This is a genomic window from Pseudomonas arcuscaelestis, assembly GCF_016881005.1.
Taxonomy (GTDB): domain Bacteria; phylum Pseudomonadota; class Gammaproteobacteria; order Pseudomonadales; family Pseudomonadaceae; genus Aquipseudomonas; species Aquipseudomonas arcuscaelestis.
The window spans coordinates 1-23,517 of the sequence record NZ_JACOPV010000022.1; the positions used below are offsets into that span (position 1 = coordinate 1).

At 58.5% G+C, this 23,517-nt stretch carries 17 protein-coding genes and 1 other RNA gene; 9 read left to right on the forward strand and 9 right to left on the reverse strand.

Annotated elements, in window-relative coordinates:
* Positions 1–26: 26 nt before the first annotated feature.
* The gene (locus H8F21_RS26500) at positions 27–380 is read right to left on the reverse strand and encodes a transposase (RefSeq protein ID WP_203585653.1); all 354 of its coding nucleotides are present in this window, start codon (positions 378–380) and stop codon (positions 27–29) included.
* Between the two features lie 743 nt (positions 381–1,123).
* The gene (locus H8F21_RS26505) at positions 1,124–2,473 is read right to left on the reverse strand and encodes an NCS2 family permease (RefSeq protein ID WP_203585654.1); all 1,350 of its coding nucleotides are present in this window, start codon (positions 2,471–2,473) and stop codon (positions 1,124–1,126) included.
* A 358-nt stretch (positions 2,474–2,831) separates the two neighbouring features.
* Between H8F21_RS26505 and H8F21_RS26510 the strand changes: the two genes are divergently transcribed.
* The gene (locus H8F21_RS26510; RefSeq protein WP_203481671.1) at positions 2,832–3,599 is read left to right on the forward strand and encodes a GntR family transcriptional regulator; all 768 of its coding nucleotides are present in this window, start codon (positions 2,832–2,834) and stop codon (positions 3,597–3,599) included.
* A 151-nt stretch (positions 3,600–3,750) separates the two neighbouring features.
* Positions 3,751–4,488 carry an aquaporin Z gene (gene aqpZ, locus H8F21_RS26515; RefSeq protein ID WP_203481673.1) on the forward strand — a complete coding sequence of 246 codons (738 nt, stop codon included), beginning with the start codon at positions 3,751–3,753 and terminating at the stop codon, positions 4,486–4,488.
* Here aqpZ and guaD read toward each other — a convergent pair.
* The 4 genes from guaD to xdhA form a co-directional block, all read right to left on the reverse strand.
* A complete protein-coding gene (gene guaD, locus H8F21_RS26520; RefSeq protein ID WP_203585655.1) occupies positions 4,445–5,749 on the reverse strand; it encodes a guanine deaminase in 1,305 nt (434 codons plus the stop codon). The genes aqpZ and guaD overlap by 44 nt on opposite strands.
* Before the next feature lie 10 nt (positions 5,750–5,759).
* The gene (gene xdhC, locus H8F21_RS26525; RefSeq protein ID WP_203481678.1) at positions 5,760–6,605 is read right to left on the reverse strand and encodes a xanthine dehydrogenase accessory protein XdhC; all 846 of its coding nucleotides are present in this window, start codon (positions 6,603–6,605) and stop codon (positions 5,760–5,762) included.
* 75 nt (positions 6,606–6,680) lie between these two features.
* Complete coding sequence (xdhB, locus tag H8F21_RS26530; protein ID WP_203481680.1) at positions 6,681–9,077, reverse strand: xanthine dehydrogenase molybdopterin binding subunit; 2,397 nt, start codon at positions 9,075–9,077, stop codon at positions 6,681–6,683.
* On the reverse strand, positions 9,070–10,524 hold the full coding sequence (gene xdhA / locus H8F21_RS26535) for a xanthine dehydrogenase small subunit (protein WP_203544144.1): 1,455 nt from the start codon (positions 10,522–10,524) through the stop codon (positions 9,070–9,072). Before xdhA ends, xdhB begins: the two co-directional genes overlap by 8 nt.
* Before the next feature lie 270 nt (positions 10,525–10,794).
* Between xdhA and H8F21_RS26540 the strand changes: the two genes are divergently transcribed.
* The 6 genes from H8F21_RS26540 (at position 10,795) to ffs (ending at position 19,948) form a co-directional block, all read left to right on the forward strand.
* A complete protein-coding gene (locus H8F21_RS26540; protein ID WP_203481683.1) occupies positions 10,795–11,454 on the forward strand; it encodes a GntR family transcriptional regulator in 660 nt (219 codons plus the stop codon).
* Between the two features lie 2 nt (positions 11,455–11,456).
* Complete coding sequence (smc, locus tag H8F21_RS26545) at positions 11,457–14,945, forward strand: chromosome segregation protein SMC (protein WP_203585656.1); 3,489 nt, start codon at positions 11,457–11,459, stop codon at positions 14,943–14,945.
* 203 nt (positions 14,946–15,148) lie between these two features.
* Positions 15,149–16,024, forward strand: coding sequence for a cell division protein ZipA (gene zipA / locus H8F21_RS26550; protein WP_203585657.1), 876 nt, complete (start codon positions 15,149–15,151; stop codon positions 16,022–16,024).
* A 126-nt stretch (positions 16,025–16,150) separates the two neighbouring features.
* Positions 16,151–18,505 (forward strand): NAD-dependent DNA ligase LigA, encoded by a 2,355-nt coding sequence (gene ligA, locus H8F21_RS26555; RefSeq protein ID WP_203585658.1) that lies wholly within the window; start codon positions 16,151–16,153, stop codon positions 18,503–18,505.
* Positions 18,506–18,564: 59 nt separating this feature from the next.
* Positions 18,565–19,704 carry a zinc-binding metallopeptidase family protein gene (locus H8F21_RS26560; protein ID WP_203585659.1) on the forward strand — a complete coding sequence of 380 codons (1,140 nt, stop codon included), beginning with the start codon at positions 18,565–18,567 and terminating at the stop codon, positions 19,702–19,704.
* Positions 19,705–19,851: 147 nt separating this feature from the next.
* An RNA gene (gene ffs, locus H8F21_RS26565) (signal recognition particle sRNA small type) lies at positions 19,852–19,948 on the forward strand.
* Between the two features lie 776 nt (positions 19,949–20,724).
* Here the strand turns inward: ffs and H8F21_RS29880 are convergent.
* The 3 genes from H8F21_RS29880 to H8F21_RS26575 form a co-directional block, all read right to left on the reverse strand.
* Positions 20,725–21,456 (reverse strand): hypothetical protein, encoded by a 732-nt coding sequence (locus tag H8F21_RS29880; protein WP_328824542.1) that lies wholly within the window; start codon positions 21,454–21,456, stop codon positions 20,725–20,727.
* Positions 21,457–21,460: 4 nt separating this feature from the next.
* The gene (locus tag H8F21_RS29885) at positions 21,461–22,189 is read right to left on the reverse strand and encodes a hypothetical protein (RefSeq protein ID WP_328824543.1); all 729 of its coding nucleotides are present in this window, start codon (positions 22,187–22,189) and stop codon (positions 21,461–21,463) included.
* A gap of 316 nt (positions 22,190–22,505) precedes the next feature.
* Entirely contained in the window at positions 22,506–22,937 is a 432-nt protein-coding gene (locus H8F21_RS26575) for a helix-turn-helix domain-containing protein (protein WP_203585660.1), read from the reverse strand.
* 81 nt (positions 22,938–23,018) lie between these two features.
* Here H8F21_RS26575 and H8F21_RS26580 point away from each other — a divergent pair, with 81 nt between their 5' ends.
* Positions 23,019–23,513, forward strand: a complete 495-nt coding sequence (locus H8F21_RS26580; protein WP_203585661.1) for a DUF2938 domain-containing protein — start codon at positions 23,019–23,021, stop codon at positions 23,511–23,513.
* Positions 23,514–23,517 lie beyond the last annotated feature (4 nt).

Genomic DNA, 23,517 nt, shown 5'->3' on the forward strand with positions numbered 1-23,517 from the left:
CCTGGGTCAAGTTTTTTGACGGGGACTTAGCCTCCAAAAAGCCAGCGACCACTGTCCAGAAATGTAAGTGTAGTACGTAGTGTTTCTATCCCAATGGGCCGCGGAGCGCCGGGGAGGCGGTTTTTTAGGATTTCACGCTCCATTTTCAGCTCAGCGACCTCGGCTCGCAGGCGTGCCAGCTCGCTGTCTTGCTTGGTGATGGGTTTGCGTTCAGGTGAGCTTAGCGGCTCGCCCCTGCGCATGGCATCGACCCAGTTATCGAGCGTCTTGACGGACATTTCCAGTTGGCGAGCAGCTTCGGTTCTACCAACGCTTTCAGCTAGCGCAACCGCTTGAGCTTTGAACTCATCGGTGTAGTTACGGCGAGTAGATGGATACATGGCAACCTCCAAGAGAACGATATGAGTATCGCTTCTTGGCGTCCGTTGTCACGGTACAGGCCCAGCAAAACCCCCTGTCCCTGCATTCGGCCCTACGCTGCGCTCCGGGTTCCCTCATTCCACCCTTGCTCCCGCGGGGACCGCGCCGAAGGGCCGTCCTGGCCCTGCGGCGCTCGCCGGCCATCCATGGCCGTCGCCCCACTGCGCAAGGGTTCCATTCGGCCTGCTGAAGGGACGATTTGTGGCGTCTGCACGATTTTTGTAGGTAGAAGCACAGCAGCGGCAACAGCAACACCAACAACAGCGAGGTGCTGGTGTGCAGCTTTTGCTTTTGATCTGGCTCTTCGTACATCGCCAGCCCAGACACCCTGGATCGTCCCTTCAGTAGGCCGAATGGAACCCTTGCGCAGTGGGGCGACGGCCATGGATGGCCGGCGAGCGCCGTAGGGCCAGGACGGCCCTTCGGTGCGGTCCCGACGGGAGCAATGCCGGAGCGAAGGGACCCGGAGCGCAGCGTAGGGCCGAATGCAGGGGCACACGGTTTTGGTTCCTTTTGCCAAGACAAAAGGGACCCGCCGTAAGGGCGGAAGGGGCCAACAGCGGCGCCGCATTGAATGGATAAGCTCACAGACTCAAATCCCAGCCCAGCCTAGACCAGCCCCAAGATCATGCCCCCGGGACTCCGTGAAGAACCAATAAAAAGCCCCACCCGAAGGTGAGGCTCTGTGTGGCAATTGCGCTACTTACAGGAATACAAACTTGGCAATGAAGATCGCGGTCAACACCCACAGGCTCGCCGAGATTTCGCTGAAGCGACCCGTACCGGCCTTGAGCACCACGTAGGTGATAAAGCCCAAGGCGATACCATCGGCAACCGAGAAGGTCAGCGGCATCATGATCGCGGTGACGATCGCCGGGATGCTGTCGGTGGCTTCATCCCAATTGATGTGGGCCATGCTGCCCATCATCAGCATGGCCACATAAATCAGTGCACCTGCAGTGGCGTAGGCGGGGATCATGCCAGCCAGCGGTGCGAAGAACATTGCGGCAATGAAGAACAAGCCAACGACAACTGCAGTGAGACCGGTTCGCCCGCCTGCGGCCACACCGGCAGCACTTTCCACGTAGCTGGTGACGGGCGGAACACCCACCACGGCGCCGAACACACTAGAAGCACTATCAGCCTTCAGGGCCCGCGAAAGGTTTTCGATGCGCCCGTCAGCTTTCACCAGGTTGGCCCGTTGCGCTACACCCATCAGGGTGCCGGCGGTATCGAACATGTGCACGAAGAGAAACGCGAACACCACGGCAATCATGCTGACGTTGAATACGCCTGCCACATCCATTGCCATCCAGGTCGGCGCCAGGCTCGGAGGCAGTGAGAACACACCACCATACTCGACCAGGCCCAGGCCCCAACCCGCCAGGGTAACGCTGATGATGCTGATCAGGATCGCGCCGAATACACGGTGGTAACTGAGCACTGCAATCATCAGAAAGCAGATTGCCGCCAGCAGCGGACCAGGTTCATGCAGGGAGCCAAGCTTGATCAGGGTGGCAGGGCTGTCGACGACAATCCCGGCAGTTTTAAGACCGATCAGTCCGAGGAACAATCCGACGCCGGCACCCATTGCATGACGCAAGCTTACGGGAATGCTGTTGAGCAGCCATTCACGCACGCGCGACAGCGTCAGCAGCATGAACAGCACTCCGGAGACAAACACTGCGCCCAGCGCTGCTTCCCAGGTGTAGCCCATGGTGCCAACCACGGTATAGGTAAAGAAGGCGTTGAGCCCCATGCCCGGCGCCAGGCCCACCGGCCAGTTGGCATAAAGGCCCATCAACAGACAGCCGAGGGCGGCGGCAATACAGGTTGCGACGAATGCAGCTCCATGATCGATGCCGGCATCGGCCATGATGTTGGGGTTGACGAAAATGATGTAGGCCATGGTGATGAAGGTGGTCAACCCGGCGATCATTTCGGTTTTGACGGTAGTGCCATGTAGCTTGAGTTTGAAAATCCGCTCCAGCCAACTCGTTTCGAGTGGTGGGGCAAGATCCAGCGTAGGGGCGTCGGATTTGCGGCTTTCCACAGCATGTACTCCTCAAGTCTTTTCTTGTTTTTCAGAGCCAGTCCTGCGCACGCACTGGGAAGCTCTGTGAGGCGGATGGGATGGCAGGCTACCGGACCTTTTGTTGACTTCTGAGTCAGGAAGTTGCACGGATGGATTATGCGTTTGTATACAAAGAATGCAAATAATGTTTTCGTTGCTGTGCGCAAATAATTTGCTTGAGCAGCTATAAAGGCCATCACCCCTGCAGAAATCGTTGCGCCTGTGTACAATGTGCCCATACCTTAATCGTTTAATTTTCTTATCAAGACTTGCCTTCGCCCCACTGGCTGGTATTACAGTCAGGGTCCGACCGGCCGATCCCTGTGCTCGAGTGCCCATGAACGAACAGCTGCAACCTCTCAAGAAACCAGTGCGTACCGGCAAGGCTGGACGCAGCGGAACCCAGGACGACATCGTCTACGCGCATATTTTCGAGGCCATTCTCGAGCAGCGATTGGCGCCGGGTACCAAGTTGAGCGAGGAAGCGCTGGGCGAGATCTTTGGCGTCAGTCGCACCATTATTCGTCGTGCGCTATCGCGTTTGGCTCATGAGAGCGTGGTGCTGCTGCGACCGAACCGCGGTGCCGTGGTGGCCAGCCCTACCGTTGAAGAGGCGCGCCAGGTGTTCTTCTCCCGACGTATGGTCGAGCGTGCGATCACCGAGCTTGCGGTCGAGCACGCCACCGCCGAGCAATTGAACGAATTGCGCCAGATGGTGCGCGATGAGCGCGACAGTTTTTCCCGGGGCGACCGTGGTGCTGGCATTCGCCTGTCTGGCGAGTTCCACCTGAAGCTCGCCGAAGCCGCTGGCAATGCACCCTTGATCAGTTTCCAGCGCAGCCTGGTATCGCAAACTTCCCTGATCATCGCCCAGTACGAAAGCGGCAACCGCTCGCACTGCTCCTACGATGAACACATGCAACTTATCGACGCTATCGAAGCCCGTGACGTCAACCAGGCGGTAAGCCTGATGATGCACCACATGGATCACATCGACAGCAAGCTCAACCTCGACGAAGACAGCGCCTCGGATGATCTGCATGCGGTGTTCTCGCATTTGCTGCAGACCAAGAAGCGCGGTAGCCCGGCACCGGTCAAGGGCTGATTTTTTTTTGGGGCTGCAGCGCAGCCCCATTGGATACTGGCACTTCGTCCAACCTCTGCTAGATTCTCAGCTGATCCACCCCCGCAAACCTTCATCAAGCAGTTGGGCTTGCGCGCATTGCGTGAAACGTCAACGACTTGAGGATAGGCACATGTCATCACCTCTAGGTACACGTATGGGTGCTGAGTTATTCGGCACGTTCTGGTTGGTGTTGGGCGGTTGTGGGAGTGCGGTGCTGGCGGCGTCTTTGCCCGCCGGAATCGGGCTTGTCGGTGTGGCCATGGCTTTTGGTCTCACCGTTCTGACCATGGCGTTCGCTATTGGTCATATCTCCGGATGTCATCTCAATCCGGCCGTATCGCTCGGTCTGGTCGTGGGTGGACGCTTTCCGGCCAAGGAGCTGCTGCCTTACATTGTCGCCCAGGTGGCTGGGGCGATCATTGCCGCAGGCGTCATCTATTTCATCGCCAGTGGCAAGGCCGGGTTCGATATTGCTTCCGGGCTGGCCTCCAATGGCTATGCCGAGCATTCCCCGGCGGGTTATTCGCTGGCGGCAGGCTTTGCCAGTGAAGTCGTGATGACCGCGATGTTCATCCTGATCATCATGGGCGCTACCGACCGTCGTGCACCTGCTGGTTTTGCCCCGATTGCCATCGGCCTGGCTCTAACCCTTATTCACCTGATTTCGATTCCGGTGACCAATACCTCGGTCAACCCCGCGCGCAGTACAGGCCCGGCGTTGTTTGTCGGTGGTTGGGCGTTGCAGCAGTTGTGGCTGTTTTGGGTGGCGCCGCTGATCGGAGCAGTGATCGGCGGCGCGTTGTACAAGGGGCTTTTCGAGGGGCTTAGCGCTGATGAACGCAGCGGCCGGCAGCAAAGGTCTGCTTGACGGTCCGGTCATCGCCCAGGGTCATCAGCACGAACAGCGTCTCGTCGATGCTGTTCGACTGCTGGATGCGGTAGTCCATCAGTGGTGTGGCCTTGTAGTCCAGCACCACGAAGTCGGCGTCATTGCCGGGCTTGAGGTTGCCGATACGATCGTCGAGATACAGTGCCTGGGCGCCGCCCAGGGTGGCGAGGTACAGCGACTTGAACGGACTCAGTCGTGCGCCTTGTAGCTGCATGACCTTGTACGCTTCGTTGAGCGTATTGAGCAGCGAAAAGCTGGTGCCTGCACCCACGTCGGTACCCAGGCCCACCTTGACTTTGAACTTCTCGGCTTGCGGCAGGTTGAACAGGCCGCTGCCGAGAAACAGGTTGGAGGTGGGGCAGAAGGCGACCGCCGATCCGGTTTCAGCCAGACGCTGGCATTCCTCATCGCACAGGTGCACACCGTGGGCGAACACGGAGCGCTTGCCGAGCAATTTGTAGTGATCGTAGACGTCCAGGTAACCGTCGCGTTCTGGGAACAACGCTTTGACCCAGTCGATTTCCTTGAGGTTTTCGCTCAAGTGGGTGTGCATGTACAGGTCAGGGTACTCACCCAGCAGTTGGCCGGCCAGGGCCAGTTGCTCCGGGGTGCTGGTCGGTGCGAAACGGGGCGTGACCGCATAGTGCAGGCGAGCCTTGCCGTGCCAGTGTTCGATCAGCGCCTTGCTTTGGGTGTAGCTCGATTCGGCGGTGTCAGTCAGGTAGTCCGGGGCATTGCGGTCCATCATCACTTTGCCGGCGATCATGCGAAGATCGAGGCGCTCGGCTTCTTCAAAGAAGGCGTTGACCGATTCAGGATGCACGCTGCCAAACACAAGGGCAGTGGTGGTGCCGTTGCGCAGCAGTTCCTCGACGAAGATTTTCGCCACCTTATCGGCATGCGCCTTGTCGGCAAACTGCTTTTCGCAGGGGAAGGTATAGGTGTTGAGCCAATCCAGCAGTTGCTCGCCGTAGGAGCCGATCATGCCGGTCTGCGGAAAGTGAATATGGGTGTCGATAAAGCCAGGGGTGATCAGCGCATCCTGATAATGCTGCACGTCGATGTCGGCTGGCAGGGCCGGCAGCAAATCGCTGGCGTGGCCCAGGGCGCTGACCTTGCCGTTGTCGACCAACAGCAGGCCATCTTCGAAATACTCGTAAGACGCTTCGATGCCTACCTCGGCAGGGTCGGCGACACTGTGCAAAATGGCGGCACGGTAAGCTTTGCGGGTTGCGCTCATAGGGCTCTCGTCATATGGCTTGGCTGCGCCGAGAGGGCGGCAGCAATTGGGCAATGGGGCCGGCGTTGACAGCAGTATCGTGCTGGCCAAAGCTGGCGTTGTAGGTGGCGATGATTTCCGCGGCGATGGAGACAGCGATCTCGATCGGTAGCTTACCTTTGACCTCGGCCAAGCCCATCGGGCAGCGCATGCGTTGCATGCGCTCCTCGGTAAAGCCGCGGTCTCGCAGGCGGTGTTCGAACTTGACCCGTTTGGTTTTCGAGCCAATCAAACCGAACCAACTGAAATCATTGCGCTTGAGGATTGCAGCGGTCAGTTCCAGGTCCAGTTGGTGGTTGTGGGTCATGACGATGCAATAACTGCCCGCGGGCAGGTCGTCGACTTCATCGACCGGCTCTTCGCTGACAATCTTGCTGACCCCGGCTGGAATATTTTCGGGAAATTCCTGCTCGCGCGAATCGATCCAGCGCACCCGGCAGGGCAGCGCGGCGAGCAAGGGTACCAGAGCGCGGCCGACATGACCTGCACCGAACACGGCGATTTGTGCCTGCACCTGGCCCATCGGTTCAAACAGCAACACGGTGGCGCCGCCGCAGCACTGGCCCAGGCTGGCACCGAGGCTGAAACGTTCAAGATGTGGCGATTCGCGACGCTCGGCGAGCATTTCGCGGGCGATCTTCATCGCCTTGTACTCAAGGTGTCCGCCGCCAATGGTATCGAACAGTTGCTCGGCGCTGACCACCATCTTCGAACCGGCATTGCGCGGTGTAGAACCGCGCTCTTCGATGATGGTCACCAGCACGCAGGCTTCGCCACGGGCTTGCAGGTCGGCGAGGGCATTGATCCAAGTGTGCATAGCTGATTTGCCTCTTTGATCGCGGGGCAAGCCTGCTCCCACCAGGTGGGAGCTCAATTGCCCCGCGACGCCACCTTACGGTGTGACGGTCTCGACCTCGGTAGCCGGCTGCTGCGCCGCCACCACCTTGCGCATCTGCTCGCAGCCCCACAGCACCCGCTCAGGCGTGGCCGGGGCGTCGACCTTTGGCTGCACGCGGTAGTCAGCAAGGCTGGCCACGGCGTCCTTGATCGCGCACCAGGCAGCAATCCCGAGCATGAACGGGGGTTCGCCGACTGCCTTGGAATGGAACACGGTGTCTTCCGGGTTCTTGCGGTTCTCCACCAGCTTGACCCGCAGGTCTATTGGCATGTCGGCCACTGCCGGGATTTTGTAGCTGGCCGGGCCGTTGGTCATCAACTTGCCCTTGGCGTTCCACACCAGCTCTTCGGTGGTCAGCCAGCCCATGCCCTGAATAAAGCCACCTTCGACCTGGCCAATGTCGATGGCCGGGTTAAGCGAGGCGCCAACATCGTGGAGGATGTCGGTGCGCAGCATCTTGTATTCGCCCGTCAGGGTATCGACGATCACTTCGGCGCACGCGGCGCCAAAGGCGAAATAATAGAAGGGGCGGCCACGGGCCTGGCTGCGGTCGTAGAAGATTTTCGGGGTTTTGTAAAAACCGGTGCTGGACAACGATACCTGAGCGAAATAGGCCTGCTGTACCAGTGCTTCGAAGCTGAGAATTTCGTCACGAACGCGCACATGGCCGTTACGAAATTCGACGTCCTCTTCGCTGACCTTGTAGTGACGAGCGGCAAATTCAGTCAAGCGCTTCTTGAGAATTTCGGCAGCGTTCTGCGCCGCTTTGCCGTTCAGGTCGGCGCCACTGGAGGCCGCGGTGGGGGAGGTGTTGGGCACCTTGTCAGTGTTGGTCGCGGTGATCTGGATACGCTGGAAGTCGACCTGGAATACTTCGGCAACCACCTGGGCAACCTTGGTATTGAGGCCTTGGCCCATTTCGGTGCCGCCGTGGTTCAAGTGAATGCTGCCGTCGGTGTAAATGTGCACCAGTGCGCCGGCCTGGTTGAGAAAGCTGGCGGTGAACGAGATGCCGAATTTTACCGGTGTCAGCGCCAGGCCTTTTTTCAGGATCGGGCTGTTGGCATTGAAGCGGCGGATGGACTCGCGGCGCTGCTGGTAGTCACTGCTGGCTTCCAGCTCTGCGGTGATTTCCTCGAGCATGTTGTGCTCGACGGTCTGGTAGTAGTGGGTGACGTTGCGTTCGGTCTTGCCGTAGTAGTTGGCCTTGCGCACAGCCAGCGGATCAACGCCAAGCTGGCGAGCGATATGGTCCATCACCTCTTCGATGGCGACCATGCCTTGCGGGCCGCCAAAGCCACGATAGGCCGTGTTGGAGGCAGTATTGGTCTTGCAACGGTGGCCATGGATAGTGGCATCGCCGAGGTAGTAGGCGTTGTCTGAATGGAACATGGCGCGGTCGACGATCGAGGCCGACAGATCAGGTGAGCAACCGCAGTTGCCGGCCAGGTCGAAGTTGATCCCGTGCAGGCGGCCGCTGTCGTCAAAGCCGACGTCGTACTCGATGTAGAAAGGGTGACGCTTGCCGGTCATCAGCATGTCTTCGACCCGCGGCAGGCGCATTTTGGTTGGCTGGCCGGTCAGGTGGGCGATGACTGCACACAGGCAGGCCGGGCTTGCGGCTTGGGTTTCCTTGCCGCCGAAGCCGCCACCCATGCGGCGCATGTCGACGACGATCTTGTTCATCGACACGTCGAGTACTTCGGCAACCAGCTTCTGTACTTCGGTGGGGTTCTGGGTGGAGCAGTAAACGATCATTCCGCCGTCTTCGGTAGGCATCACCGAGGAAATCTGGGTTTCCAGGTAGAAGTGTTCCTGACCGCCAATGTGCAAGGTGCCTTGCACGCGGTGCGGGGCGCTGGCCAGGGCGCTCACCGAGTCGCCGCGCTGGTGGGTGTGACTGTCGAGCACGAAGTGCTTCTTGCGCAGCGCCTCAACGACATCCAGCACCGGCTCCAGGTCTTCGTATTCGATGATGGCGGCCATCGCCGCACGACGTGCGGTATCCAGGTCACGTGCGGCAACGGCAACTACCGGTTGCCCGACGAACTCGACCTTGTCGATAGCCAGCAATGGATCACCCGGCAGTAACGGGCCGATGTCCTTGAGGCCGGGTATATCCTCGTGAGTGATGGCGATTCGCACACCCTCGAAGGCATAGCACGGGCTGGTGTCGATGCTCAGGACCCGGGCATGGGCGCGATCGGACAAGCGCGCGTAGACGTGCAACTGGTTGGGGAATTCCAGGCGGTCGTCGATATACGTGGCTTCTCCCGACACATGTTTGTCGGCGCTGTCGTGCTTCAGGCTGCGACCGACACCGGTGGTCAGGTCCTGGCTGAACAGTTCGGCCATTTGCGCCTGGCTTTTGGCGACGTGATGGTTAGACATAAGCGGTCACCCGAGTCTCGATGTGCGGCGTTTGCAATTCGATGAAGTATTTACGCAGCAGGTTCTGTGCGCTGAGCAGGCGATATTCCTTGCTGGCGCGGAAGTCCGACAGCGGGGTGAAGTCTTCAGCCAGGGCCTGGCAGGCGCGCTCGATGCTGGACGAGTTCCAGGCTTTGCCGATCAGTGCGGCCTCACAGGCGCGGGCGCGTTTGGGGATAGCGGCCATGCCACCGAAAGCGATGCGCGCAGCTTCGACCACACCGTTGTCGATACGCAGATTGAACGCGGCGCAGACGGCAGAAATATCGTCATCCAGGCGCTTGGATACCTTGTAGGCACGGAACGTCCAGGCGCTGCGGGCGCGCGGCACAATGATCTTCTCAATGAACTCGCTTTCCTGGCGTGCGGTGATGCGGTAGTCGATGAAATAGTCTTCCAGCGCCAGGGTGCGAGTGCTGTCGCCCTTGCGCAAGACAATTTGCGCATCCAGGGCAATCAACAGAGGCGGGGAGTCGCCAATCGGCGAAGCATTGCCGATATTGCCACCCAAGGTGCCCTGGTTGCGGATTTGCAGGGAGGCAAAGCGGTGCAGCAGTTCACCGAAATCCGGGTATTCGCGACTCAAAGCGTCGTAACAGTCGGTTAGCGGAGTGGCAGCGCCGATCTCCAGGTGTTCGGCGAAGCTATCGATGCGCTTGAGTTCGGCGACGTTGCCAACATAGATCATCACCGGCAAGGTTTTGTGAAATTGAGTTACTTCCAGCGCCAGGTCGGTGCCGCCGGCGAGCAGTCGGGCTTCCGGGTGCGACCCGTAGAGGTCGGCGAGATCGGCCACGGTCAGTGGCACCAGGCAGCGCTTGTCGCCGCTGTTGAGCTCACCGGTTTCACTTGGTGCAATGGCTTTGAGGCGAGCGATGGTCTGGCTCTGGTTGTTGTCGAACTGGTCAGGCTTGGCCTGGCAGCATGATTGCTCGGCGGCGGCGAGAATTGGGCGGTAGCCAGTGCAGCGGCAAAGGTTGCCGGCCAGTGCTTCCTGGGCCTTGTGCAGATCCGGTGCATCGCTGTTCTTTTGCAGGGCAAACAGCGACATGACAAAACCAGGCGTACAGAAGCCGCACTGAGAGCCATGGCAATCGGCCATGGCCTGTTGCACGCTGTGCAATTGGCCTTGATGCTTGAGGCCCTCGACGCTGATCAGTTGTTTGCCGTGCAGGGACGAGACGAAGGTCAGGCACGAGTTCAGGCTGCGGTAGCGAATGAGTTCGCGGCCGCTGTCGTCCGCGGCCAATTCGCCCACTACCACGGTGCAAGCGCCGCAATCGCCGCTGGCGCAGCCTTCCTTGGTACCGGACTTGCCCAAGTGCTCGCGCAGGTATTGCAGCACCGTCAGGTTGGGATCCAGGGCATGCTCACTGCGCAGCTCCTGGTTAAGAAGAAACTGGATCACGGAAGGCCTCACACGCGGTTTATTGTTGTTGAGCGGACTGTAAGCAGACTTGTTTTTTAGGTCAACAATTTTCTGACTTTCGGGTCAGGAAAAATCACGCAATGTATCCGACCACCACAGGCGCTCCTCCATTGAGCATAGTTGCTTGTGACGTTGGACATTTTTTTGCTTCATTTATGCCAACTTCTCGCTGCAGGCCCCTGCGCGGCGCAGAGGCAAGTGCGCTACAATTGCGCCCTTTGCACAGTTCAATGATTTTGAAGGAAAACCATGACGTTCAAGGCTCCGGACAGCCTCTCCGAGCAAATTGCCCACTACCTCGCCGAGCGCATCATTCGCGGTGAGCTCAAGCCTGCCGAGCGTATTCAGGAGCAAAAGGTCACCCAGGCTTTGAACGTCAGTCGTGGTTCCGTGCGCGAAGCACTGCTGATCCTTGAACGACGGCACCTGGTGACTATTCTGCCGCGCCGTGGTGCCCACGTGACCGAACTCGATGAGCACGGGGTGCGCAGCCTGTGCAACCTCATGGGTGAACTGTACATTCTGCTGGGTAATGCGGTAGCGCAGAACTGGCGGGTAGAGCGCGACTTGCTGGCCTTTTTGAATATTCAGCAGCGCCTTACCGTTGCCCTGGAGCGTCAGGACATCAAGGTATTTGTCGAAGAAAGCTTTTCGGTCATGCGCGCTGCCTACCCGTTTGCCAACAATCCTTACCTGGAAGAAACCGTCGAGAACTTGCACCCGGCCATGAGCCGCGCCTATTACCTGGCGCTGGATCAGCGCAAGGCCGAGATGAACGACTTTCTTGCGTTGTTCGCCAGCCTGCTGGAAGCCGTCGTTGCGCGTGATCTGGTGCGTATCCGTACGGTGCTGACTGAGTATTGCCAGCGCAGCTGCGAGCTGGTGCTGGCGGCACTGGCGTCTGCCTGAGCATGCGCCTCAAGTGCATTCGCCTGGCCGGGTTCAAGTCGTTCGTCGACCCCACCACGGTCAACTTCCCCAGCAACATGGCGGCGGTCGTCGGGCCCAATGGCTGTGGCAAATCCAACATCATCGATGCGGTGCGCTGGGTGATGGGCGAAAGTTCGGCAAAAAACCTGCGTGGCGAGTCGATGACCGACGTCATCTTCAACGGCTCCACCAGCCGCAAGCCGGTGAGCCAGGCCAGCATCGAATTGGTGTTCGACAATTCCGACAGCACGTTGGTCGGGGAGTATGCCGCTTACGCGGAAATTTCCATTCGCCGCAAAGTAACCCGCGACGCACAGAACACTTACTACCTGAACGGTACCAAATGTCGGCGCCGCGATATCACCGACATCTTCCTCGGCACCGGCCTGGGTCCGCGAAGCTATTCGATCATCGAGCAGGGGATGATCTCCAAGCTGATCGAAGCCAAACCGGAAGACTTGCGCAACTTCATTGAAGAGGCAGCAGGGATTTCCAAGTACAAGGAGCGCCGGCGCGAGACCGAGAGCCGTATCCGTCGTACCCATGAAAACCTCGAGCGCCTGACCGACCTGCGTGAGGAGCTTCAGCGTCAGCTAGAACGCTTGCATCGCCAGGCTCAGGCCGCCGAGAAGTACAAAGAGTACAAAGCCGAGGAGCGCCAACTCAAGGCGCAACTGGCCGCCTTGCGCTGGCAGGCGCTGGATCAACAGGTCGCTCAACGTGAAGTGGTGATCGGTGATCAGGAAGTGGCGTTCGAGGCGTTGGTGGCAGAGCAGCGCAATGCCGATGCCAATATCGAGCGCTTGCGTGATGGCCATCATGAGTTGTCCGAACGCTTCGGTCAGGTGCAGGGGCGTTTTTATTCGGTGGGTGGCGATATCGCCCGCGTCGAGCAGAGCATCCAGCATGGCCAGCAACGTTTGCGGCAGTTGCAGGATGACTTCAAGGAGGCCGAGCGTTCGCGCCTGGAGACCGAGTCGCACCTGGGCCATGACCAAACGTTGCTGGCGACCTTGGGCGAAGAGATTCAAATGCTTGAGCCCGAGCAGGAAATGACGTTGGCCGCCGCTGAAGAGTCGGCGGCTACCCTGGAAGAAGCCGAAGCTACCATGCACGGCTGGCAGGAGCAGTGGGACACCTTCAACACCCGCTCAGCCGAGCCACGCCGACAAGCCGAAGTACAGCAAGCACGCATCCAGCAACTTGAGCAAGCCCTCGAGCGCCTGGCCGAGCGCCAGCGCAAATTGGCAGAAGAACGTGACGTGCTCAGTGCCGATCCCGAAGATGCCGCCATTATCGAGCTTGGCGAGCAAGTCGCTGTCAGTGAGCTGGTACTTGAAGACCTGCAACTGCAAGAGCAGCAGGTAATCGAGCAGTCTGAAACCCTGCGTGAGCACCTGCAACTGGCCACCCAGGCACAGCAACAGGCGCAGGGCGAGTTGCAGCGCCTGGGCGGTCGCCTGGCCTCGCTTGAGGCCTTGCAGCAAGCAGCGCTAGACCCAGGCACCGGTACCGCGCAATGGTTGCGCGAGCAAGGCCTGGAGCAGCGCCCGCGCCTGGCTGAGGGGCTGCGTGTAGCGCCGGGCTGGGAGTTGGCAGTCGAAACTGTGCTGGGCGCCGATTTGCAGGCTGTGCTGGTCGATGACTTCAGTGACCTTGATCTGGCAGCGTTCAATCAGGGTGAGCTGCGTTTGCTTGACGGGAGCACCGACACCACGCGCGCACCGGGCAGTTTGCTCGACAAGGTGGAAGGGCGGATCGATCTGGCACCCTGGCTGGGTCAGGTGTTGCCGGTGGAAAACCTGGAGCAGGCCCTGGCTCGGCGCGGCAGCTTGAAAGACGGACAGAGCCTGGTTAGCCGCGACGGCTATTGGCTTGGGCGTCACTTTTTGCGGGTCTGCCGCGCCAGCGATGCCCAGGGTGGTGTGCTGGCCCGGGGGCAAGAGCTGGAGCGATTGGCGCTTGAGCGTCTGGAGCAGGAGGCGGCGCTGGAACTGCTGGAAGCGCAACTTCAGACCCAGCGTGAACAACTGCAAGCACTGGAAGAGCGTCGCGAGCAGCTGCGGCGCGACACTCAGGGCGAAGCGCGTCAGCAGAGCGATCTCAATGCGCGCCTAAGCGCCGTAAAGGCGCGGGCCGAGCAGTTGAGCCTGCGGCGCTTGCGACTGGAAGAAGAACTGGCGGAAGTGCTCGAACAACGCGCATTGGAAAGCGAGAACCTCGGTGAGTCGCGCTTGCAACTGCAGGATGCCCTGGAGCTGATGGCCCAGGACACCGAGCAGCGAGAGCTGCTTCTGGCTCAGCGCGACAGCCTGCGCGAGCGCCTTGATCGGGTGCGTCAGGAAGCTCGCCAGCACAAGGATCACGCCCATCAGTTAGCCGTACGCCTGGGTTCATTGCGCGCCCAGCACGACTCTACTCGTCAGGCCCTGGAACGTCTGGAGCAGCAGTCGGAACGCCTGACGGAAAAGCGCGAGCAGCTCAGCCTGAACCTGGAGGAGGGTGAAGCGCCCTTGGAAGAGTTGCGCCTCAAGCTTGAGGAGTTGCTGGAAAAACGCATGAGCGTGGATGACGAAATGCGTTTGGCGCGCTTGCATATGGACGAGGCCGACCGCGAACTGCGCGACGTGGAAAAACGTCGAACCCAGGCCGAGCAGCAAGCGCAATTGCTGCGCGGTCAGTTGGAGCAGCACCGGCTGGAGTGGCAGGGTTTGAATGTACGGCGCAACACGCTTCAGGAGCAGCTGCAGGCCGATGGCTATGACCTGCAAGGGGTGTTGGCTACATTGAACGAAGCGGCCAGCGAGCAAGAGGCCGAGCAGGAGTTGGAGCGCATCGATGCGCGCATCCAGCGCTTGGGTGCGATCAACCTGGCGGCCATTGATGAGTATCAGCAGCAGTCAGAGCGCAAACGCTACCTGGATGCCCAGAATGACGATCTGGTCGAAGCCCTCGATACCCTGGAAAACGTTATTCGCAAGATCGACAAAGAAACCCGTAACCGCTTCAAAGATACCTTTGATCAGATAAATGCCGGATTACAGGCACTTTTCCCAAAAGTTTTCGGTGGCGGCAGCGCTTATCTGGAACTGACGGGCGAAGATCTACTCGATACAGGGGTAACAATTATGGCGCGGCCACCGGGCAAGAAGAACAGCACCATTCACCTGCTCTCGGGCGGGGAGAAAGCGCTGACGGCCCTGGCCCTGGTTTTTGCCATTTTCAAATTGAATCCGGCGCCGTTCTGCATGCTCGATGAAGTCGATGCGCCGCTGGACGATGCCAACGTCGGACGCTACGCCCGACTGGTCAAGGAAATGAGTGAGACGGTGCAGTTCATCTATATCACCCACAACAAGATCGCCATGGAAATGGCGGACCAGTTGATGGGGGTTACCATGCACGAACCGGGTTGCTCACGTCTCGTAGCTGTGGATGTGGAGGAGGCAATGGCTATGGTCGACGCCTGATTCGAGGCGATAAGGCGTTAACCTGAGGTAAATGGCCCTGTCAGTTGCGACAGACGGTGTAAAGTTATCTTTGGTCGTGCTAGCTTAATGTCACTTATTTTTTGCGTGGGTAAAACGCCTGTCAGAACATAGAGTTGGCGCCACGTTTTAAAGGGGTTTAAACCCTTTATTTTTCAGCATTTTTTACAGAGGCACAGGATTACATGGAAATCGGTCTGCGCGAGTGGCTGATCGTCATCGGCATAATTGTCATTGCCGGTATTCTTTTTGACGGCTGGCGCCGTATGCGCGGCGGCAAGGGCAAGCTGAAGTTTCGCCTGGATCGCAGTTTTTCCAATGCGCCGGATGACGACAGCAGCGCCGAGGTAATCGGCTCGCCACGGGTATTGGACACCCACCAGGAGCCTGAGCTGGATGAGCGCGACCTGCCGTCGATGAGCGCGGGTCGCGAGCGTGACACCAACAGCAAGCCCAAAGCCTCCAAGCGCAAGCGTGGTAGCGAACCGCAGCAGGGCGACCTGAACCTGGCCGCTGAGCCGCGTGAGCGCGAGCCCGATCTATTCGCCAGCGTCGACGATGACTTTCCCGATGAAACGCGCAGTACCGGGACTGCCTTTGGCACCAGTGAAGCGCGTGATTTGCCACCGGTTGAAGAAGTGCTGGTAATCAGCGTGATCTCCCGTGATGAAAGCGGCTTCAAAGGTCCGGCACTGCTGCAGAACATCCTGGAAAGCGGTTTGCGTTTTGGTGAAATGGATATTTTCCACCGTCACGAAAGCATGGCCGGTAATGGCGAAGTCCTGTTCTCGATGGCCAACGCCGTCAAGCCGGGCGTGTTCGACCTGGACGACATCGACCATTTCAGCACCCGCGCGGTTAGCTTTTTCCTGGGGCTGCCAGGCCCGCGTCATCCCAAGCAAGCCTTCGATGTCATGGTGGCTGCGGCGCGTAAGCTGGCCCACGAGCTCAATGGCGAGCTTAAAGATGATCAGCGCAGCGTAATGACTGCCCAGACCATTGAGCATTACCGCCAGCGCATCGTCGAGTTCGAGCGTCGCGCCCTGACCCAGAAACGCTAAGGCATCGCGGGGCCAGCCCGCTCCCACAGGTAGGCGCGGGCTTGCCCCGTGATGAGGCCCAAAGGCCTGCCCCGAACACGCAAGAGCAGCCCAGGCTGCTCTTTTGCTTTGCAAGAGAATACGAAAATGACCGCCGAATCCCGAATCCTTGAACTGCGCACTGAGCTCGACCAGCACAACCACCGCTACTACGTGCTTGATGAGCCCAGCGTACCGGACGCCGAGTATGACCGTCTGTTCAATGAACTCAAGGCGCTGGAGGCCGAGCACCCTGAGCTGGTAACGCCTGACTCGCCGACCCAGCGCGTCGGCGGTGCGCCATTGTCGGCATTCAGTCAGGTGCGCCACGAAGTACCGATGCTCAGCCTGGGCAACGCCTTCGAGGAGAACGACCTGCGTGAGTTCGACCGGCGCGTGGTCGAGGGGCTGGACCTGCCGGCAGGAGACCTGTTCGGTGATGTTGCGGCAGTGGACTACAGCTGTGAACCCAAACTCGACGGCCTGGCTGTCAGTCTGCTGTATCGCGACGGGCAATTGGTGCAGGGCGCCACCCGAGGTGATGGCACTACGGGCGAGGATATCAGCGTCAATGTTCGCACCGTGCGCAACATTCCCCTGAAGCTGCAAGGTGAGGGCTGGCCTGCCGTGTTGGAAGTGCGCGGTGAGGTGTACATGTCCAAGGCCGGGTTCGAGCGCCTGAATCTGGCGCAGATCGAGGCGGGTGCCAAGACCTTCGCTAACCCGCGCAACGCAGCGGCGGGTAGTCTGCGTCAGTTGGATTCGAAGATCACTGCCAGCCGCCCGCTGGAATTCTGCTGCTATGGCCTTGGCCAGGTTTCGGCGCCACTTGCCGATACTCACATCGGTACCCTTGAACAGCTCAAGGCCTGGGGCTTGCCAATCAGTCGCGAGCTGCGTCATGCCGCAGGCGTGGCCGAATGCTTGGCGTACTACCGCGATATCGGTGCACGTCGTAACGACCTGCCTTACGAGATCGATGGCGTCGTGTTCAAGGTCAACAGCCTGGCGTCCCAGCGCGAGTTGGGTTTTCGTGCCCGCGAACCGCGTTGGGCCATCGCCTACAAGTTTCCGGCAATGGAAGAGCTGACTGAAGTGCTGGATGTTGAATTCCAGGTAGGTCGTACCGGAGCGGTAACGCCGGTAGCTCGGCTAAAGCCGGTGAAAGTGGCTGGGGTTACGGTCTCCAACGCGACCTTGCATAACATGGACGAAGTGGCGCGCCTGGGCCTGATGATCGGCGACACCGTTATTATTCGCCGCGCTGGCGACGTGATCCCTCAGGTCATGCAGGTAGTGACCGATCGACGTCCGGACGATGCGCGTCCCGTACACATTCCCACGCAGTGCCCGGTGTGTGGTTCGCAGGTTGAGCGTACCCAACTGATCAAGCGCAGCAAGGGCAAGGAAACCGTCAGTGAAGGGGCGGTGTACCGTTGTGTGGGGCGCCTGGCCTGTGCCGCGCAACTCAAACAGGCGATCATTCACTACGTTTCGCGACGGGCCATGGATATTGAGGGTCTTGGCGAAAAAAGCGTCGAACAACTGGTGGATGAAGGCCTGATTCGTTCTCCGGCAGACCTCTATCAGCTGACGTTCGAGCAGATTGTCGATCTGGAAGGATTTGCCGAACTGTCGAGCAAGAATCTGCTGGCAGCCATAGCCGCCAGCAAGCAGCCTGGCCTGGCCCGTTTCATCTATGCCCTGGGCATCCCTGATGTAGGCGAAGAGACAGCCAAGGTGCTAGCGCGATCCCTGGGCTCGTTGCAGCGGGTTATGGCGGCGTTGCCGCAGGTACTCACTTACTTGCCGGATATTGGCCTGGAAGTGGCGCATGAGATCCACAGCTTCTTTGAAGACGAACACAACCGCACCGTCATTGCGCAATTGCTTGAGCGTGGACTGCAATTGCAGGATGAAGGCGATTTGGCTGCCGAGTTTGCTGCAAGCACTACCCTGGCAGGCTTGATCGCCAAGCTGGATATTCCTTCGGTTGGGCCGACGGGCGCCGAGAAGCTGGTGGCCAAGCTCGACAGCCTGGAGAAGATCATCGCTGCCGATGGCATCGATCTACGCCAGGCATTGGCTGCCAAGCAGGCAGACGCGGTGCGCAACTATTTCCAGGTGCCGGCAAACGCAGCGCTGGCCTTGGCAATCGAGGCGCAGTTGCGTGACTTTGGCATGCACTGGACGAGCGAGAAGAAGATTGCTGCCGGCTTGCCGCTGGCCGGTCAGACCTGGGTGTTGACCGGCTCGCTGGAGCGCATGAGCCGCGATATCGCCAAGGACAAGCTCGAAAGCCTGGGTGCCAAGGTGGCCGGTTCGGTGTCGGCCAAGACTCATTGTGTGGTGGCTGGGCCTGGTGCCGGCTCCAAGTTGGCCAAGGCCAACGAGCTGGGTCTGAAGGTGTTGGATGAAGATGCATTCGTTATCTTCCTGGCCGAGCAGGGAATTGCTGTGTAAGCGTAGAAACTCGTGGCGGTACCTGTGGTCTAGTCCTGGTAGAAGCCAGGAGGGCCATCATGTACCGTTTTTTCGAGCAATTGAGCGGCAGGATCGCCGCCGTACTAGCCGGTCTCGAACAGCGCGCGGCTAGGGTTTGGCAGTGCCGTTGCGGGCAGTCGGTATTTTTTCGCAACAGCCGCTGTCTGGCGTGTCAGGCTGCATTGGGTTATTGGTCGCCAGACCATCAGGTCAGCAGCCTGACGGCGGGTGCTGGTGAAGGCCTCTGGTTGCTTGATGGTGTGCCTGAGGCGGGCGCTCAGCGCCGTTGTGCCAACCTCGATACCCCGGCGGCCTGCAACTGGTTGCTGAGCGCTGATGAGCCGCACAGTCTGTGCTTGGCCTGTCGCTTGACCCAAACACTTCCTGACTTGTCTATTGCCGGCAACGCAGCGCGCTGGTGCAAGCTGGAGATGGCCAAGCGGCGCCTGGTCGCGCAGTTGCTCGAGCTGGGCCTTGCGGTTACGCCGAAAAGCGCCAACCACGCGCAAGGCTTGGCGTTTGACTTCATTGGCGTCGACCTGGAGGGCAATGCGCCTACCACTGGTCACGCCGATGGGCTGATCACCTTGGACGCGCGTGAGGCCGATGATGACTGGCGCGAGCGGGTGAGGGTGCAGTTGCATGAACCCTATCGAACCTTGCTCGGCCATATGCGTCACGAAGTGGGTCACTACTACTGGGACCGCCTGATTGCACAATCGGACTGGCTGGAAGATTTTCGCGCATTGTTCGGTGATGAGCGCCTGAACTACGCCGAGGCGCTTGAGCGTCATTATCAGCAAGGCGCGCCCGCAGATTGGGCGCAAGCCCATGTCAGCGCCTACGCGACCATGCACCCCTGGGAAGACTGGGCAGAAACCTGGGCCCACTACCTGCACATGAGCGATGCCCTCGACACCGCCTTGGCACTGGGCATGAACGCCAAAAGTCTGGACCTTGACTATCCACCCTTCCAGCGAGAAGACCTGTATTGGCCAGACGACCCCAGCGCGGATTGCTTCCTGGCGTTTCTCAATGCCTGGGTCGAACTCTCGGCGATGCTTAATGAGCTGTCACGCAGCATGGGGCAGGCGGATTTTTATCCCTTCGTGTTGAGCAAGCCGGTGGTCGCCAAGCTGCACTTTATCCATCTGCGGATTGCTCGCGAGGCGCCGTGAACGCGGCACGGGGGTAGACTCGCCACTCACGAAACCGAGCCAAGTCATTGAGCGGCGATGGTTTTTTTTGAATTAATGGTTGTATCTTCACTTGATGCCGGTACAATGGCGCGGCTCGTCGCCAGATGAGCTGCGTTATGGTGACCCCATCGGTCCCCCCGCAACGATTACCCGTGAACCTGGTCAGATCCGGAAGGAAGCAGCCACAGCGGGAACATTGTGTGCCGGGGTGTGGCTGGTGGGGTCGCCACCTATCTCTAAGTCCTTGGTTCTACAAGGATTTCTCGCTCAAAAATTCGAAGTGGAACAGCGTCTGGGAATACCCGGTCGGGTAGCTCTTGGCTTGCGCATTGGGCGCTTGTTTTTTTGGCGTTTACTTTCCTGGCGGTAGGCACAGAGATACCCATGTTGGTATTGCGGTAGTCATGGCGCCAATCCTTTTTGTTGGCCCGAAAGGCTACTTGGAAAAGCTTCAAACTGATGGGTATTTCTGAAATTTCTAATGAAGCATGTTGGGACGCCAAAGGTTATTATTTCTGTCAGGTGTTAGAGCAGCGTTAAAGTGACACGTTTAGGTCGGCTTTTCCTGTGGTTGTCGCTATGAAAGATATAAGTGTCATCGCTCGCGGAGTCGTTATTTTAGAATGCCAGTTTTTCTAAAAGCAAAAAGTATTACTAGTCCTGCAAGAAGTACGATCGAGGCCCACTTCAAGGTTACTAGCTTTCGCTTTAAAGGGAGCGGAAGGTTTTGCAAGTCTTCGACGCTGATACCACCATGCTTTAGGTAATATCCAGGGAATGTGACAATTCCAGCTATCCATCCTGTCAGTAGAAGCTTTCCCCAAGGCCCGCCATTCCTAAGCGGGATCTGACTAACGACTGCGGGGCAATTTTTTAGATGCGCGAGGATCAAATTCATCTGGGTATAAGCCATATGAAGCGCAGTCCCAAGACAAATGATTATCCCAGAAAATTCGAGTATTCCTGAAGCTAAAAAGATCTTATCAGCAAGACTCAATGTCATTTGGAAGTCTCGTAAACAACTTCGCCAATTTCTTCCCCAAGTATTCCGCCAATAGCCCCAGAGGCAAACGAGCCAGTCCCAACCACTAGAATCCCGCAAGCCAAAGTGGCTAAACCGCCACTCGGCACACCAAGTGCCACGCATATCGTTGCAGTCGTTGATCCAGTAAGCGCGAAGCCAGCGATGGCACCTCCAGCGACGCCGCCGGCGAAGCTGCCGGACTCAGTGAATTTTACTTTTTTGCAAGCGTCAGTGCTTTCTCCGGCACATATGTCCTGAACCTTCATATATGAGGCGCTGCCTCCGACGGAAGTCCCGAGCCAACCACCGTACTTGAGGTATTTGGCAGCCTTGGCAACCCCTTCCATGTGCGTGGCATATCCGGGGATCTGATCTGGCGCACCGGCCTTCATCCAGCGGTGTACCAGGCTACGACTGGAGATCCCCAGTGCGCTTTTGAGCTTCGGGTGATCAGGAAAGCCGATTCCTTTTTTTGTCAGTTCTGTGAGCTGGATGTCGAGTTGGCTTAGCAGGCGCTTACGCTCGGCAAAAAACTCTGGCGAGCGCAGGTGCGGGTCACGCTGAAAAAATCGCTGATGGAGAGCCTCAATGTCGCGCAGCGCATCACTCACGCTCTGCAGGTTTTTGGCGAACATTGCTTCACCGACGCCTATGGCGGTGGAGCCGTGTGTGAGAAAGGACTCAATTTCGTCACGGTGGCTCGCCATGAAGTCAGCCTCTTCCGGTGTCAGGTTTTGGAGCGCAATCTACTTTTGCTGCTGCTGCCATTAACCGTGCCTCTTCAAGTGTGCATTGAAGGTTTTCCGGATCACTCAGCACGATCAGTTGCCCGGCTTTTACCTGACCCAAGTTCGGGTTGAGCGCTTTGAATTTGGCGATAACCGCGGGATTAGCGGAGGGGAATAAACGGGCCTCCAATTCCTCTGCTGTGGTGCTTTTGGGCACAATGTAAAACCCCGGCTCCTGTGGTTGTGGTCGGGGTTCGGGCCAGCGTTCGCGGGGGAAAAACTTCAGGTCGGGGGAGGGCCTTGGTGCAGGTGGAGCTTTGGCTGCGTTTTGAGAGTTTCGTTTCACCGTGAGATTTTGAGCATGGACGAACCGCAGTAACCGCTCTGGGTCGGCGCGGTATATGGGCTGGGTGATACTCATGAGGGAAAGGCGTTTCACTGTACGAGGGATTGGAGCATGGCGCGTCAAGGCTTTTGACTGATTCAAGAGGTCACGTTGCTCTTGCAAGATAGCCTGAATTCCCTGTTCAGGGGTTTTATGGCCTAGTGTGACATCATCAGCAATACGCTTGGCATAATAAGAAATTTCTCGATTAAACTGCATGCGTGTAGTTGCGTTCTTGAGATGCCGAGCGCTAATAGTGTGGGCTTGCCCAATAAGTTTGTTAGCTGCGCTGTTTACGTCCCAGATATCATAACTATTCGAATTCATCCTTTCGTTCCTTCCTTGATCGAAGTGGAGTGGAGTTTTTCCTGAGTGGCGGCGGCTTTCGATGTTGTGTTGGCCGCTGAAGTCAATCCTAAAGCATCACTTGCGAACAGCATTAAATGTGGGTAGTCGTAGTGCCACTCCTTTTTTGTTGGTCCGAAAGGCTACTTCAAAAAGGAACAGTCTTAATGTAGGGCATTTCTGAAATTTCTAATAAAGTATGTCGGGCCGCCGAAGGCTAGTATTTCTGTCAGGTGCTAGTGCGGCCCTGAAGCGACACGCTCATTGAATTTGGACAAAGCGAGCAGGCGGTATGCCCCTAGCCGACTGTACTTCCCTGGCCACTGATATTGGATTTCAGCTTCGCATTAGGCAACGCGCCTGCGGCGGCCAGCTTCAACAAGCGCTGAAACGTCGGGCAGTTCAAATGATCCTCCTGCGGACATTGAGCTGCATGGCGCAGGCCTTTGCTCATCGCCTGCAGGCGTCTGGCGTTGGCTTCGAGTTCTTCGGCCTTTTCCACCAGCATCTGTCGATCGACGCGCAGGTGGATCAGCATGCTGCTCACTTCGTCCAGGGAAAAGCCGGACGCTTGCCCCAGTGAAATCAACGCCAGGCGCTCGATGACATCGGCAGCGAATTGGCGGCGCTGGCCCGGGGCTGCCAGCGAGGTGATCAGCCCTTTTTTCTCGTAATAACGCAATGTCGAGGCGGGTACCCCGGTGCGTTTGGCGGCGTCGGCAATGTCCATGTCTGACCCTTGACTTGAAGTTGACTTCAACTTCTATGCTGCGTGGCATGTTCCATGACGTCAACAGCGCGAGGGTTTCACATGTCTGTTTCTACTTTTCTTAACGCAAGCTTAGTGATCGGTGCCGGGGCCACGCTGCTCATCGATCTCTGGGCGATGGTGCTTAGGCGTCTTGGGGTGCCTACGCTGAATTTCGCCATGGTAGGGCGTTGGGCGGGGCATCTGCTGCAAGGTAGATTGCGCCATGCTGCCATTGCCAAGGCCAAGCCAATTCGCGCGGAGCTTATGTGGGGCTGGATCATCCACTACGCCATCGGTGTGCTGTTCGCTGCCTTATTGCTGGCAGCGTGCGGCAGCGATTGGTTGCAGTCGCCGCTGCTGTGGCCTGCCCTGGTCGTTGGTGTGGGTTCGGTGGTGGCGCCGCTGTGTATCATGCAGCCGGCGATGGGGGCGGGGTTCGCGGCCTCGAAAACACCGACGCCATTGCGTAATTGTCTGCGCAGTCTGGTAACGCACACGATATTTGGCCTGGGCTTGTACCTGTCGGGATTGGGGTTTTCTGTGTTTGCGGCGTGAGCTG

What these genes read in the sequence shown, in the direction of transcription:
- H8F21_RS26575 (WP_203585660.1), bottom strand. Translation starts at nt 22,937, where the DNA reads ATGGACATTGCCGACGCCGCCAAACGCACCGGGGTACCCGCCTCGACA.
- xdhB (WP_203481680.1), bottom strand. Translation starts at nt 9,077, where the DNA reads ATGTCTAACCATCACGTCGCCAAAAGCCAGGCGCAAATGGCCGAACTG.
- H8F21_RS26580 (WP_203585661.1), top strand. Translation starts at nt 23,019, where the DNA reads ATGTCTGTTTCTACTTTTCTTAACGCAAGCTTAGTGATCGGTGCCGGG.
- H8F21_RS29880 (WP_328824542.1), bottom strand. Translation starts at nt 21,456, where the DNA reads ATGGCGAGCCACCGTGACGAAATTGAGTCCTTTCTCACACACGGCTCC.
- H8F21_RS26540 (WP_203481683.1), top strand. Translation starts at nt 10,795, where the DNA reads ATGACGTTCAAGGCTCCGGACAGCCTCTCCGAGCAAATTGCCCACTAC.
- H8F21_RS26510 (WP_203481671.1), top strand. Translation starts at nt 2,832, where the DNA reads ATGAACGAACAGCTGCAACCTCTCAAGAAACCAGTGCGTACCGGCAAG.
- smc (WP_203585656.1), top strand. Translation starts at nt 11,457, where the DNA reads ATGCGCCTCAAGTGCATTCGCCTGGCCGGGTTCAAGTCGTTCGTCGAC.
- ligA (WP_203585658.1), top strand. Translation starts at nt 16,151, where the DNA reads ATGACCGCCGAATCCCGAATCCTTGAACTGCGCACTGAGCTCGACCAG.
- H8F21_RS29885 (WP_328824543.1), bottom strand. Translation starts at nt 22,189, where the DNA reads ATGAATTCGAATAGTTATGATATCTGGGACGTAAACAGCGCAGCTAAC.
- xdhC (WP_203481678.1), bottom strand. Translation starts at nt 6,605, where the DNA reads ATGCACACTTGGATCAATGCCCTCGCCGACCTGCAAGCCCGTGGCGAA.
- H8F21_RS26560 (WP_203585659.1), top strand. Translation starts at nt 18,565, where the DNA reads ATGTACCGTTTTTTCGAGCAATTGAGCGGCAGGATCGCCGCCGTACTA.
- H8F21_RS26500 (WP_203585653.1), bottom strand. Translation starts at nt 380, where the DNA reads ATGTATCCATCTACTCGCCGTAACTACACCGATGAGTTCAAAGCTCAA.
- aqpZ (WP_203481673.1), top strand. Translation starts at nt 3,751, where the DNA reads ATGTCATCACCTCTAGGTACACGTATGGGTGCTGAGTTATTCGGCACG.
- zipA (WP_203585657.1), top strand. Translation starts at nt 15,149, where the DNA reads ATGGAAATCGGTCTGCGCGAGTGGCTGATCGTCATCGGCATAATTGTC.
- guaD (WP_203585655.1), bottom strand. Translation starts at nt 5,749, where the DNA reads ATGAGCGCAACCCGCAAAGCTTACCGTGCCGCCATTTTGCACAGTGTC.